General features: G+C 67.2%; 15 protein-coding genes. 5 read left to right on the plus strand and 10 right to left on the minus strand.

Translation table 11 applies throughout. The features are described 5' to 3' along the window. Positions 1–16: 16 nt before the first annotated feature. From WFP78_RS04915 to WFP78_RS04945, 7 genes are all read right to left on the minus strand, one after another. Positions 17–271, minus strand: a complete 255-nt coding sequence (locus WFP78_RS04915) for a twin-arginine translocase TatA/TatE family subunit (protein ID WP_336959281.1) — start codon at positions 269–271, stop codon at positions 17–19. Between the two features lie 61 nt (positions 272–332). Further along, positions 333–929, minus strand: coding sequence for an SMC-Scp complex subunit ScpB (scpB, locus tag WFP78_RS04920; RefSeq protein ID WP_336959283.1), 597 nt, complete (start codon positions 927–929; stop codon positions 333–335). After that, positions 926–1,696, minus strand: coding sequence for a segregation and condensation protein A (locus tag WFP78_RS04925; RefSeq protein ID WP_336959285.1), 771 nt, complete (start codon positions 1,694–1,696; stop codon positions 926–928). Before WFP78_RS04925 ends, scpB begins: the two co-directional genes overlap by 4 nt. After that, positions 1,696–2,703 (minus strand): beta-N-acetylhexosaminidase, encoded by a 1,008-nt coding sequence (gene nagZ / locus WFP78_RS04930; protein WP_336959287.1) that lies wholly within the window; start codon positions 2,701–2,703, stop codon positions 1,696–1,698. Before nagZ ends, WFP78_RS04925 begins: the two co-directional genes overlap by 1 nt. A 194-nt stretch (positions 2,704–2,897) precedes the next feature. Beyond that, positions 2,898–3,623, minus strand: a complete 726-nt coding sequence (locus WFP78_RS04935; RefSeq protein WP_336959289.1) for an SPOR domain-containing protein — start codon at positions 3,621–3,623, stop codon at positions 2,898–2,900. A 14-nt stretch (positions 3,624–3,637) separates the two neighbouring features. Next, on the minus strand, positions 3,638–5,461 hold the full coding sequence (gene argS / locus WFP78_RS04940; RefSeq protein ID WP_336959291.1) for an arginine--tRNA ligase: 1,824 nt from the start codon (positions 5,459–5,461) through the stop codon (positions 3,638–3,640). Positions 5,462–5,593: 132 nt separating this feature from the next. Then, on the minus strand, positions 5,594–6,208 hold the full coding sequence (locus tag WFP78_RS04945; RefSeq protein WP_336959427.1) for a hypothetical protein: 615 nt from the start codon (positions 6,206–6,208) through the stop codon (positions 5,594–5,596). 274 nt (positions 6,209–6,482) lie between these two features. On the opposite strand from WFP78_RS04945, the gene ispH reads away from it, so the two are divergent. The 3 genes from ispH to rnhA are packed head-to-tail and all read left to right on the plus strand — an operon-like array spanning position 6,483 to position 8,878. Next, positions 6,483–7,439 carry a 4-hydroxy-3-methylbut-2-enyl diphosphate reductase gene (gene ispH, locus WFP78_RS04950; RefSeq protein WP_336959294.1) on the plus strand — a complete coding sequence of 319 codons (957 nt, stop codon included), beginning with the start codon at positions 6,483–6,485 and terminating at the stop codon, positions 7,437–7,439. A gap of 3 nt (positions 7,440–7,442) precedes the next feature. After that, positions 7,443–8,432 carry a homoserine kinase gene (gene thrB / locus WFP78_RS04955; RefSeq protein WP_336959296.1) on the plus strand — a complete coding sequence of 330 codons (990 nt, stop codon included), beginning with the start codon at positions 7,443–7,445 and terminating at the stop codon, positions 8,430–8,432. Further along, positions 8,429–8,878 (plus strand): ribonuclease HI, encoded by a 450-nt coding sequence (gene rnhA, locus WFP78_RS04960; RefSeq protein WP_336959298.1) that lies wholly within the window; start codon positions 8,429–8,431, stop codon positions 8,876–8,878. Before thrB ends, rnhA begins: the two co-directional genes overlap by 4 nt. 102 nt (positions 8,879–8,980) lie before the next feature. Here the strand turns inward: rnhA and WFP78_RS04965 are convergent, their stop codons facing one another. From WFP78_RS04965 to WFP78_RS04975, 3 genes are read right to left on the minus strand one after another with little or no spacing between them, the layout of a single operon-like run. After that, positions 8,981–9,151, minus strand: coding sequence for a YegP family protein (locus tag WFP78_RS04965; protein ID WP_336959300.1), 171 nt, complete (start codon positions 9,149–9,151; stop codon positions 8,981–8,983). Positions 9,152–9,185: 34 nt separating this feature from the next. Then, on the minus strand, positions 9,186–10,346 hold the full coding sequence (locus WFP78_RS04970) for an NAD(P)/FAD-dependent oxidoreductase (protein WP_336959302.1): 1,161 nt from the start codon (positions 10,344–10,346) through the stop codon (positions 9,186–9,188). Next, a complete protein-coding gene (locus tag WFP78_RS04975; protein ID WP_336959304.1) occupies positions 10,343–11,347 on the minus strand; it encodes an alpha/beta hydrolase in 1,005 nt (334 codons plus the stop codon). The genes WFP78_RS04970 and WFP78_RS04975 overlap by 4 nt, the downstream gene beginning before the upstream one ends. Positions 11,348–11,368: 21 nt before the next feature. On the opposite strand from WFP78_RS04975, the gene WFP78_RS04980 reads away from it, so the two are divergent. Both WFP78_RS04980 and cpaB read left to right on the plus strand, forming a co-directional pair. Beyond that, complete coding sequence (locus WFP78_RS04980) at positions 11,369–11,869, plus strand: A24 family peptidase (RefSeq protein WP_336959306.1); 501 nt, start codon at positions 11,369–11,371, stop codon at positions 11,867–11,869. Positions 11,870–11,920: 51 nt separating this feature from the next. Continuing rightward, entirely contained in the window at positions 11,921–12,937 is a 1,017-nt protein-coding gene (gene cpaB, locus WFP78_RS04985; protein ID WP_336959308.1) for a Flp pilus assembly protein CpaB, read from the plus strand. Position 12,938 lies beyond the last annotated feature (1 nt).

A 12,938-nucleotide genomic window follows, 5' to 3' on the forward strand; every position in this document is an offset into this window, starting at 1 on the left:
TTCAAAGGACGCAGGATCAACCCTGGCGATGGTCTTCGGTGGTCTTGCCGGTTGCGGCACCGCTCGTCGCGCTCTGTTCCGGCGCGCGCTGTCCTTCGATCCGGCTCGCGGGCTTGGCCGGGGGCACGTCGTCATCGTCCTCCATGCCCTTCTTGAAGCTCTTGATGCCCTTGGCGACATCACCCATCAGCCCGGAAATCCGTCCACCGCCGAACAGCAGCATGACGACCAAAAGCACGATCATCCAGTGCATCAGCGAAAAGGAACCCATCACTCATCTCCTTCAGGAAGCCGCCTGTCTAGGCGTCTTCAACACCCTTTTCCAGCGCCGATTAGGCATCCGCCTCGTCGTCGCCCGCATCTGCGCCCACCGGAGCCAGCCCCTCCATCGCCAGATCGACCGGATCGAGCAGACCCGCGGCGCGCAGGTCGTCTATCCCCGGAAGGTCGCGGCGACTGCTAAGGCCGAAATGCGTCAAAAAATCTGCAGTCGTTGCATAAACGAGCGGGCGGCCAGGAACCTCACGTCTGCCGGCAGGCCGCACCCATCCCGCTTCCATCAGCACGTCCAGCGTGCCCTTGGCGACCTGCACACCACGGATCGCCTCGATCTCGGCGCGGCTCACCGGTTCATGATACGCTATAATGGCAAGCGTTTCCATGCCCGCGCGCGAAAGCCGGCGCGGCTCCTCCTTCTCGCGGCGCAGGATGTGGGCAAGGTCGGGCGCGGTCTGGAAATGCCAGCGCCCGCCGCGCTCCACCAGGTTGACGCCGCGCCCGGCATAATCGTCCGACAGAGCCGCCAATGTCGCGCGCAGATCGCCCGAATCGCCGACATGCTGGCGCAGTTCCTGCGGCGTCATCGGATCGGCTGCCGCGAACAGGGCAGCCTCCACCGCGCGCGCGAAATCATCGGGTTCGTCGGTCATGTCCGTGCCTCGGGCTGGGCGGCGCGCAGGAAGATGGGCGAGAAGATCTCATCCTGATGGATGTCGAGCCGGCCCTGCCTGGCCAGTTCCAGCGCGGCGACGAAGCTACTGGCCAGCGCCGAGCGGCCCAGCGCGCCGCTCAGCCCCTCGGGCAGGAAGGCTTCCAGCCGGGTCCAGTCCAGCCGCGTGCCCACCAGCTTGCCGACGCGGTTGATGGCGTCTTCCAGCGTCATCACCGGCCGCCGCGACACGACATGCACCGCCTTTTGCGTGCGCGCCTTCACCTGCCCATAGGCCTGCATCAGGTCGAAGATATTCGCCTCCCATGCGGCCTTGCGGATGGTGCGCAAGCCTTCGGGCGCGGGCCGGACGAACACGTCGCGCCCCACCCGGTCGCGCGCCATCAGCCGCGCGCCGGATTCACGCATCGCCATCAGCCGTTGCAGCCGCAGTTGCAAGCGCAGCGCCATTTCTTCCGGCGAGGGGTCTTCCTGCGCATCCTTGGGCAGCAGCAGGCCGGATTTGAGATAGGCGAGCCAGGCAGCCATCACCAGATAATCCGCCGCCAACTCCAGCCGCAGCGCCTGCGCGCCCTCGATGAAGCCCAGATATTGCTCGACCAGCGCGAGGATGGAGATTTCGCGCAGATCGACCTTCTGCGTGCGGGCGAGCGCGAGCAGCAGGTCGAGCGGCCCCTCCCATGCCTCGAACGAAACGGTCAGTATCTCGGGGCCTGCGGCCCGTTCGGGCAGGAACAGGTCTTCCATCAGGCGAGCGCCAGCAGGCTGTCGCGCCGGGCGAGCAGGTCGCCCAGCGGCGTTTCGTCCGCCATGCCCGCGACGGTCGCCATCGCCCGGTCCAGTCGCGCGCGACCGATATCGGTGATGTCGGGCAGGGCGTTGGCGATCCCCTCCATCTCGTCCATCCGCCCCCAGCAGTTGAGCGCGATGTCGCAGCCCGCCGCGACGACGCCGGCGGCCAGCGCCGGGATGTCGCCCTTCAGCGCCTTCATGTCGAGATCGTCGGACATCAGCAGCCCGTTAAAACCGATGCGGCCGCGGATGATGTGCGCGATCACCCAGGGCGAGAGGCTGGCCGGGTGCTCCGCATCCCAGGCGCGATAGACGATATGCGCGGTCATCCCCATCGGCGCATCCCGCAGCGTGGCGAAGGGGGCGAGGTCGACCTCCAGCGCCTGCTCATCGGCATCAACCGTGGGCAGTTCCAGATGGCTGTCCACCAACGCGCGGCCATGGCCGGGCATATGCTTGACGATGCCGACCACCCCGCCCCGGCGCAGGCCGTCCAGCACGGCGCGGCCCAACGCGGCGACGCGCATCGGCTCGGCGCCCAGCGTGCGGTCGCCCATGATGTCGCTCGCGCCGGGCTGGCGCACGTCGAGCAGCGGCAGCGCGTCGACGGTGATGCCGCACGCGCGCAGGGTCTGCGCGATGGCGCGGGCATTGGTGCGGGCGGCCTCGATCGCGCTGGAGGGGGCGATGTCATAGAGCGCGTCGAACACCGCGCCGGGCGGGAAGGCCGGCCAGTGCGGCGGCACCATGCGCGCCACGCGGCCGCCCTCCTGATCGATCATGATGAGCAGGTCGTCGCGGCCATGCAGCGCGCGCAGCTCATCGGTGAGCGCGCGCAGCTGTACTGGATCGACGATATTGCGGCGGAACAGGATATAGCCCGCCGGCTCGGCCGCCGCGAAGAAGGCGCGCTCCTGCGCGGTCAGCGCGGCGCCGGACAGGCCGAAGATGACGGGCTTCATGACAGGAACGCTCTGGACACCGGATTCATGGCATCCGTTCTAGCGCGCTCGGCGCGATCTTCCATGGGGATCGTGCGATTTGGGGAGGGCGACCGGAAAAAGGGTAGGAACTGCCCAGGGACATAGCGGCTTGCTGAACGTGTTTCAGGATGACGAAGAGGAAATGTCCGCCCGAGGGGCCGCAACCCGCTCCTTCAATTCACCACGATGCAGCTCTCGCCCGCGACCTTCAGCTTGCCGCAGATCGCGGACGCCTGCCCGCCAGCGGTTGCGCGCAGGCGGTGGAGGGTGGTGCCGCCAACCTCGACGCTTTCCACCGACATGGTGAGCGGGGCGAGATAGGTGAAGCGCGCGGCGAGTTTCTTCCATGCGTCCTTGGCGCCCGCCGCACTGCCATAGGCGCCCAGCTGGATCATCGCGCCGCCGCCCGCCGCCGCAGCCGCCTTTGGCGCGGGCGATGGCGTGCGGGTAGCGTCGGCGACCGGGGCGCTGACCTTGGCCGAGGGCTTGGCAACGGCCGCCGCGTCCGTCGCGCGGGTGGAAGCCGCCTTGCCGACCACGGGCGCTTCGGGCACGCGGGAAGGGTCGATGCGGATATCGCGCTCCACGCCTTCGCTCGCGGCGAAGCTGGCGTCGCCCTCGCCCGCGAATTTCCGGGCGTCGGCTTCGTTCGCCGGGATCTTGTAATCGCCTGCCGGCGCCGCGATCAGCTCGCCGGCGCCGTCACCCGCCGCCGTGCGCTGCTTGAGCCAGAAGACGCCGGCCACGATCACACCCAGCAGCGCCAGCCCGGCAAGCAGGAAGACGAGCAGTTTGAGAGGCGAGATGCCTTCGGCCTCATAAGCGGCCTCCGCGGGTTCAAGCCAGGGAAGACGATCCTCGTCGTCCAGGTCCAGCCCACCGCGCGCATAATCACCCATTCACCGTGCTCCGCTCATTGCATCTCGGTCAGCGCCATCACGCCCATCAGCGCCAGCCCATTGCGGACAATCTGCCCTATTCCCCGGCTCAAGAAAAGGCGGGCAGATGTGATGGCCGCATCGTCGGCCACGATCACGCGCATCTCCGGCCGGTCGTTGCCCATGTTCCACCAGCCATGGAAATCGGCAGCCAAGTCATTGAGATAAAAGGCGATACGGTGCGGTTCACGGCTCTGCGCGGCGGCCTCCACGATACGCGGAAACTGGGCCGCGCGCTTGACCAGGTCAAGCTCCACCGTCCCAAGCAGGGACAGGTCGGGCGCGGGCAAATCCATCCCCGCCTCCGCCGCGCGGCGGCCGAGCGAGGAAATGCGGGCGTGGGCATATTGCACGTAGAAGACGGGATTGTCCTTCGATGCTTCCACGACCTTGGCGAAATCGAAGTCCATCTGCGCGTCGGCCTTGCGGGTCAGCATGGTGAAACGGACGACATCCTTGCCCACTTCGCGCACGACATCGGCGAGCGTGACGAAATTGCCTGCGCGCTTGGACATCTTCACCGGCTCGCCATCGCGCAGCAGGCGGACCATCTGGATGAGCTTCACGTCGAAGCGCGCCTTGCCTTCCGTCAGCGCGGCGACGGCGGCTTGGATGCGCTTCACCGTGCCGGCATGGTCCGCGCCCCAGATGTCGATCAGCTGGTCGGCGGTCTGCGCCTTTTGATAATGATAGGCCATGTCGGCGCCGAAATAGGTCCACGACCCGTTGGACTTCCTGATCGGCCGGTCCTGATCGTCGCCGAACCGGGTCGAGCGGAAGAGCGGCAGCTCCACCGGCTCCCAATCCTCGGACATTTCGCCCTTGGGGGCTTCCAGCACGCCGTCATAGACAAGGTCATGCGCACGCAGCCACGCTTCGGCGGCCTCGGGCTTGCCCGCCGCCTGCAGTTCGGCCTCCGACGAGAAGATGTCGTGATGGATGCCCAGCAGCGCGAGGTCGGCGCGGATCATCTCCATCATCGCGGCAACGGCCCGGGTGCGGAACAGCACCAGCCATTCGCTTTCCGGTTTCCAAAGAAACTGCTCGCCGTATTCATCGGCCAGTTTTTTTGCGATGGGCTTTAAATATTCTCCCGGATATAGCCGACTATTCTTAAGAGCCAAGTCTATCGGAGTTTGGTAATTTTCATCATCTCTCGTGAAATTGTTTTCAAGAGATATAGTAAATCCAGGATAAAATCCTTCTGGGATATCTTCCAATCCATAACCAAGCGCCTGTGCATAGCGCAAATGCACCGATTGCGCGAGCACGTCCACCTGTCCGCCCGCATCGTTGATATAATATTCGCGGATCACCTTGTGCCCGACATATTCGAGCAGGGTCGCCAGCGCATCGCCCACCACCGCGCCGCGGCAATGGCCCATATGCATGGGGCCGGTGGGGTTGGCGGAGACATATTCGACATTGACGGTCACGCCGCTGCCGATGTCCGACCGGCCATAATCCTCGCCATCGGCATGGATCGCGGCCAGTTCCGCGCGCCAGGTCGAATCCGTCAGCGTCATGTTGATGAAGCCGGGGCCGGCGATGGCGACGGACTGCACCTCTGCCAATGCATTCAGGCCAACGGCGATCTTTTCGGCGAGCGCGCGCGGATTGGTGCCAGCGGGCTTGGCCAGCACCATCGCGGCGTTGGTGGCAAGGTCGCCATGGCTGGGATCGCGCGGCGGCTCCACCGTCACGGCCTTGCGGTCGATCCCCGCCGGCAGGTCGCCTGCCTTGACGAGCTGGTCGAGCACCGCATCGAGATGAGCCGCAAAGCTGGCGTAGAGAGTCACTGGTCAATCCCCAAGGTCATGCAGAAAGGCAGCCATGCGGCCGCGCGTGCGAAGGCCCTTAGCGCCTTCCCATGAAAAGTGCAGCCCCGAAGCGCGTTACCGTGAACGCGCGGGGCCATGTGCCGGTGCGTGTCAGCGCGTCGCGTTATATTTCAGCTGGTCCTGCGTCAGGTTGAAGCCGACGAGCAGTTCGAAGCTGGTGCGCTGGAGCGCGGCCTTCACCTCCGGTTCGGAGAAGGGATCGACGGCGGCATCGGCGTCGCCCGCCTTGCGCTTGCGGTTGAGGCGCTGGAGCAGTTCGGGCGGCAGCGAGGCGACGTCGCGGTCGACATAGGAGGATGCCTTCGCCGTGGCCGACGCGCGCAACTCGCCTGGGCCGAAGTTCAGCGTCACCTGGCCGATGCGCTTGGCCACCACGCTGCCGCCGCCGCGCACGACGGTGGAGAAATAGGGCAGCGTCACCTGGCGCGCGGCGGTGGCGTCGCTGCGGCGGGCCTGCACCTCGAAGCTCGCCTCGGTATAGAATTGCGCGCCGCTCTCGCTGCAGGTGGAGCGCAGGTTGGTCATGTTCGCGACCACGTCGAGCGCGCCGGCATCGGTGCGGCCGGGGGCGGTGAACAGGGTGATATCGCCCGTATAGGCGGGGATCGCCGCCGTCGGACAGGAGGAACGCACGGCCACGATACCGCCGGTCGCGTCGATCTCACCCTTGCGCGAGCAGCCGGCCAGCGCAGCGAGAGTGGCCAGCGCAAGAGTGGCGGCGAGAAGAGGCTTGGCAGCAGACGCGGTGGTGATCGGCACGGGCATTCCCTTGAAAGCAATCCGGGCTTCTTATCTGTCCCCTTGGACAGGCGCAACCGAAAGCGCGGCATGGGCGGGTGGGACGGGACCGGCGGCATATCGCCCCGCATCCGGCCCGGCATCCGGCCCGGCGCATCCCCCATGCCGCCACCGGATATCGGGCCGGCATTGTCCTGCGCCATCTTGTCGGCGGCGGCTTTGCCCCGTAGAGCATCGGGCCATGACCGCCGCTCCTGAAAAACCGCCGCTCACGCTCCTCATCGCCGCGCCGCGCGGTTTTTGCGCCGGGGTGGACCGGGCGATCGTGATCGTGGAGCGGGCGATCGAGCGCTATGGCGCGCCGGTCTATGTCCGCCATGAGATCGTCCACAACAAATATGTGGTCGACAGCCTGCGAGCCAAGGGCGCGGTGTTCGTGGAGGAGCTGGATCAGGTGCCCGATGGCGTGCCGGTGGTCTTTTCCGCCCATGGCGTGCCCAAGGCGGTGCCGCACAAGGCGCAAGAGCGCGGGCTTTCCTATCTGGACGCCACCTGCCCGCTGGTGTCGAAGGTCCATCGCCAGGCCGAGCGGCAGGTGGAGGCCGGGCGGCATATCGTCTTCATCGGGCACAGGGGGCATCCCGAAGTGATCGGCACCTTCGGCCAGGTGCCCGAAGGCACGATCAGCCTGATCGAGACGGTGGAGGATGCCGAAGCCTTCGCCCCCGCCGACCCGGACCAGCTCGCCTTCCTGACGCAGACGACGCTGTCGGTCGACGATACGGCGGCGATGGTCGCGGTGCTGCAACGCCGTTTCCCCGCCATCATCGCGCCCAAGGGCGAGGACATCTGCTACGCCACGTCCAACCGGCAGGCGGCGGTCAAGGCGATCGCGGCCTCCTGCGACGCGATGCTGGTGATCGGCGCGCCCAACAGTTCCAACTCGCTGCGCCTGGCCGAAGTGGCCGAACGCTCCGGCATCCCCGCGCGGCTCATCCAGCGGGCCGACGAGATCGACCTGGCATGGCTCACCGATGTCAGGACGCTGGGGATCACCGCCGGGGCATCGGCGCCCGAAATATTGGTGCGCGAAGTCGTGGACCGGCTGAGCGAACATTACGCCATCGAGGAGCGCGAGGTGGAAACCGCGCGCGAGACCATATCCTTCAAGCTGCCGCGCGCGCTGGAACAGGCCTGATCCATGGCCGTCTATACGCATGTGCCGGCGGAAGAGATCGCCGCGTTCCTGACCCGCTATGGCGTGGGCGAACTCGTTTCCGCCAAGGGCATTGCCGAGGGGGTGGAGAACAGCAACTATCTGCTGACCACCACGGGGGCAGATGGCGGCGCGGACGGGAGCAGCGCGCGCTTCATCCTGACCCTGTATGAAAAGCGGGTGGATGTGGGCGACCTGCCCTTTTTCATGGACCTGCTCGACCATCTGGGCGCGCGCGGATGCCGGGTGCCGCGCTTCATTCCCGATCTTGAGGGCACGCGCCTGCAGGAACTGTCGGGGCGGCCCGCCTGCCTCATCGAATTCCTGACCGGCATTTCCGTGACCGAGCCCACACCGGCGCAGGCCCATGCGGCGGGCGAGGCGCTGGGCCAGTTGCACCGCGCGGCGGCGGACTTTGCGGGCACGCGGCCCAATGCGCTGGACTTTGCCGGCTGGCACGGGCTGGCGGCAAAATGCGGCGAGAGCCTGGACGCCATCGCGCCCGGCCTGCATGCGCGTGTGACCGAAGAACTGGCATGGCTCGACGCGCACTGGCCCGCCGACCTGCCGGTGGCGACCATCCATGCCGACCTGTTCCCCGACAATGTGCTGATGCTGGGCGACAGGGTGACGGGGCTGATCGATTTCTATTTCAGCTGCACCGACATCCGCGCCTATGACCTGGCCGTCACCCACACCGCCTGGTGCTTCACCAATGATGGCAGCGCCTATCATGCCGATCGGGCGGCGGCGCTGGTCTCGGGCTATGGCGATGCCTTCGGCCTGACGGAGGCCGAGCGCGCCGGGTTCCAGGCGCTGTGCCGGGGGGCGGCGCTGCGCTTCCTTTTGACCCGCGCCTATGACTGGATCAACACCCCCGCCGACGCGCTGGTGACGCGCAAGGACCCGCTTGCCTTCCTGCGCCGGCTGGATTTCTATGCCGCCGCCGACTCTGCGGACCTGATCGGCGCATGAGCGAGTTGACGACGGTAGAGATTTTCACCGACGGCGCGTGCAAGGGCAATCCCGGCCCCGGCGGCTGGGGCGCGGTCATCCGTTCGGGCGAGCATGAAAAGGAACTGTCCGGCGGCGAGGCGCTGACCACCAACAACCGCATGGAGTTGCAGGCCGCGATCGAGGCGCTCAATGCGCTGAAACGCCCCTGCCGCGTGATCCTGTCCACCGACAGCAATTATGTGAAGGACGGCATCACCAAATGGATTTTCGGCTGGCAAAAGAACGGCTGGAAGACCGCCGACAGGAAGCCGGTGAAGAATGCCGAACTGTGGCAGGCATTGTTGGAGGCGGTGAAGCGCCACCGCATCGAATGGCAATGGGTGAAGGGCCATTCGGGCCACCCGGAAAACGACCGGGCGGACAAGCTGGCCTGCGACGCGGCAGAGACGTTCCGGCGGCCCTGAACTCGGCCTGAAGCCTGATCATCGCACCGGCGGGAGAGCGGGAAGACCGGGGGCGGGAAGACCGGGGGACAGGCGCAGCACGGCGATCCCCCGGTTTCGCCATCATTCCTCGGTCGGTGCGCCGGGGCCGTTCTTCTTGATCGATTCGATCGCGTTGATGGCGCTGGCCTTGCTGCTATAGCCTTCGGTCCAGAACATCACTTCACTATTATATTTGAACTTGGCGACATATTCGCCGGCCTTGTTCTGCTCGATCACGAATTTATGAGCCATTGCAGCATTCTCCATTGATGATGGAGGCGGAAAGCTATTCCGCTCCCGTGCCGATTGCCAGCACAGATTTGCATGCGCCCGATGCGAAGCGGGCGGGCGAGAAACGGGCGGGATCGATGCCGGCGACGGCAGGGTCCAGCGCTTCGCCGGTCATCAGCGCACAGCCGACAAGGGCGGCGGCGGGCGCCGTCTGGATGCCGAAGCCGCCCTGCCCCGCGAACCAGAAGAAGGCCGGATCGGCGACATCGCGGCCATAGACCGGCAGGCGGTCGGGCGCGAAGCTGCGCAGGCCCGCCCAGCGGCGCTCCACCGCCAGGATCGGCCAGTCCACGACGTTCTGGAAACGGTCGATGGCGACGGCGATGTCCATTTCCTCCGGCGCGGCGTCGCAGGGGGCGGAGGGCACTTCGTCATGCGGCGTCAGCCACAGCCGGCCGCCACCGACCGGCTTGAAATAGAATGCGCCGCGCAGGTCCATGACCAGCGGCAGGCTGTCTGTAGCCGGCGGATCGACGCGCAGCTGCACGACCGAGCGGCGCAGCGGCGCGATGCCGATCGGCGCGATGCCGCAGGCCATCGCCACCGGATCGGCCCATGCCCCGGCGGCGTTGACGATCAGGTCGCAGCCGATCTCCTGCCCGTCGATGTCGGCGATCCAGCCGCCCGCCACCCGCCGGGCCGCGCGCAACCCGGCCCGCGTGCGCAGCGTGCCGCCCGCCCGGGCAAAGCGGCGCAGACAGGCGGCATGCAGCGCGGCGACGTCGATATCCATGGTGGACGGTTCTTCCAGCCCGACCACCCATGCGTCCCGCAAACCCGGAATGCGCGCACGCAATGCCGCCGCGTCCGGCAGGGAAAAGCCGGTGCCGGCGTCGGCAAAGGCCGCCATCATCGCCGCGCGCAACGGTTCATCCTCCGCGCGGCCGATATGCAGTTCGCCTCTGGGCAGGAGGAAGGACTGTTCGCTGAAGGCCGGGTCCGGCCGGGCGAGAAAGGGCCGGGAGGCGACCGACAGGGGCTGGATGCCCGGCCCGCCATAGGTCTCGCTCCAGAAGGCGACCGAACGCCCGGTGGCGTGCCGGCCCGGCGCATCCTCGGCCTCGATCATCAGCACGGATGCGTGGGCGGCAAGCTCCGCCGCAAGGCTGGCGCCGGCAATGCCCGCGCCGACCACGAGGATGTCATAGCGGATCATCGCACCGGCGCCCGCGCATCGAGGAACGCATCGATCCGGCCAAGCGCGTCCAGCCGCACGGCATCGCCCTCACGCAGCAGTTCATGCGCGGCTTCTCCACCATAGAGATGCACGTCCGCATCGGGCAGCCGGGCGACGACGCGCGCGATGGCGGCGGGCAGCACGAGCTGGTCCGCCACCGTCCCCAGGATGAGCGAGGGCACGGCCATGGCACCCAGCGCGGGACTGGCCGCCAGCATGCGGGTGGAGCGATAGGCCTGCTGCAGCCAGCGCCAGCTTGGCGCGCCCTGCGCCAGCGCGCTGTCGCTTTCCCGCCACCAGAGTTCGTCCGCAAAATGCGCCGGATCATGGGTCAGCCGGGTCATGCGGGCATAGGATGCCGGGCTGTCGGGCCATGCCGCGCGCCGGCCAAGGCCGAGCCTACACATCGCAGAGGCCAGCGCTTCCCCCAGCCATGCGGGGACCAGCCCGCCGTTCAGGCCGAACATCGGCGACAGCATCACCGCCGCATCCAGCGCGATCCGCCGTTCGACCAGCGCGCGCAGCAACAGATGCCCGCCCATGCTGTGCGCGACGGCGACATGTGGCCCCGCCGGCGCATCCGCCCGCCAGGCCGTGGCGATGGCGGCCAGATCGTCGATCCACAGTCCGAAATCCTCGATATGGCCGACCTGCCGATCCGGCAGCAGGCGCCCAGACCCGCCCTGCCCGCGCCAGTCGAACGCGGTGACATGCCAGCCACGGCCCGCCCAATGGACGATCGCATCCAGATATTTCTCGATGAAGTCCGCCCTGCCACCCATGAACAGCAACGCGCCGCGATGAGCTGCGCCAGCCGCAGCCGGCAAGCGCAACCGCCGGACAGGCCAGCCATCGGCCATCGCCGGACAATCGACAACGGCGCCGGCGGGCAGCGCGCGGCGGTCCACGGGGGGCACGTCTGCATGGGGCGGGGCGGCGGGCGAATCCATCGGGCGCATGGTTACGTTTTGGTAAGCCATCAGGTCTAGACCCCTTGACTCATGATGGGGGAAAATCTGCACACGGGGCTCTCCTCTGGGCTTCCGGCCTATGGGCTGCTCGGCATCCTGGCCTGCCTGCTTCTGGTCGCGGCAGTGACCGACCTGCGCGCGCGCGTCATCCCCAACAGGCTCAACCTGGCCATCGCGCTGCTCGCGCCCGCCTTCTGGTGGGTGAGCGATATCGCATTCTGGCCCGACATGCTGCTGCAACTGGGGCTGGGCGTCGCGATCTTCGCCGCCTTCACCCTGTTGTTCGCGCTGGGCATGATGGGCGGCGGCGATGTCAAGATGCTGGGCGCGCTGGCGCTGTGGTTCCCATGGCAGATCCTGATGGCGATGCTGTTCGCGATGGCGATGATCGGCGGCCTCGTCACCCTGGCGACCGTCGTCCACCACCGGATGACGCGGCAGTCCGGCCCGCCCGAGGTGCCCTATGGCATCGCGATATCGGCTGCGGCCCTGTGGGTCGTTGGCCAACGATATCTTAACCATTTTATCTGATGACTGCAGGTCGCGGACCATCGCGTCCGGACCAGGGAGGCGAATTTCGTCATGGAAGCCAAGAAGATTGCACTGCTCGTAGGAGCGCTCGTCATTGCCGTCACGACGGCACTTCTGGCGCGCAACATGCTGAGCAGCAGCGGCGCGCCGCAGGCGGGTGCCGCGGCCATGCCGGTCGATGAGAATACGCCCCATGTCCTGGTCGCCGTAAAGGCGCTGCCGGTCGGCACCATCATCGACACGGAGAGCATGCGTTTCCAGCCCTGGCCCAAGGATCTGGTCGAGCAGGCCTATTATCTGCAGAACGCCGTCAACCCCCAGACATTGGTGGGCAGCGTGGTGCGCAACGCCATCACCGCCGGCCAGCCGGTGACGCAGGGCGCGCTGGTGAAGCCGGGCGAGCGCGGCTTCCTGGCCGCCGCCCTGTCGCCGGGCATGCGCGCCGTGACGGTGCCGGTCTCGACCGCCAATTCGGTCGCCGGCTTCATCTTTCCGGGCGACCGCATCGACCTTGTCCTCACCCAGTCGGTGACGGGTGGCGGCGACGGCCAGCCGCTCAAGGTTTCCGAAACGATCCTGCGCAACCTGCGCGTGCTTGCCACCGACCAGCGCACCAATGCGATGGGCGACGACGGCAAGCCGCTGATCCAGACCTATTCCAACGTCACCCTGGAAGTGACGCCCAAGATTGCCGAGAAGATCGCGGTCGCGCAGACCGTCGGTTCGCTCTCGCTGTCGCTGCGCTCGATGGCGGACACTGCGTCCGAGCTGGATGCCGCGATCGCCAGCGGCGATGTCGACCTGCCCGATGGCGCCGATCCGGCCGCCGAGAAGCGCGCCCTTGCCAAGATCGCGGCGCGCCCGATCGACAAGGGATCGACCTTTGCGACCGGCGCCGACGTCTCGCGCTTCCAGCGCAGCAGCGTGCCGCCGAAGGGCGAGGAAGCCCCTGCCGCCGGCACCATGACGAACGCCGCTCCGGGGGGAGTACCCATGCGGCCGGCCGGGCCGGTGGTGCATATCGCCCGCGGCACCGCAGTGACCGATGTTTCGGTCGGGGGGAAATAAG

This window comes from Sphingobium aquiterrae (genome assembly GCF_037154135.1).
In the GTDB taxonomy this organism is placed as follows: domain Bacteria; phylum Pseudomonadota; class Alphaproteobacteria; order Sphingomonadales; family Sphingomonadaceae; genus Sphingobium; species Sphingobium aquiterrae.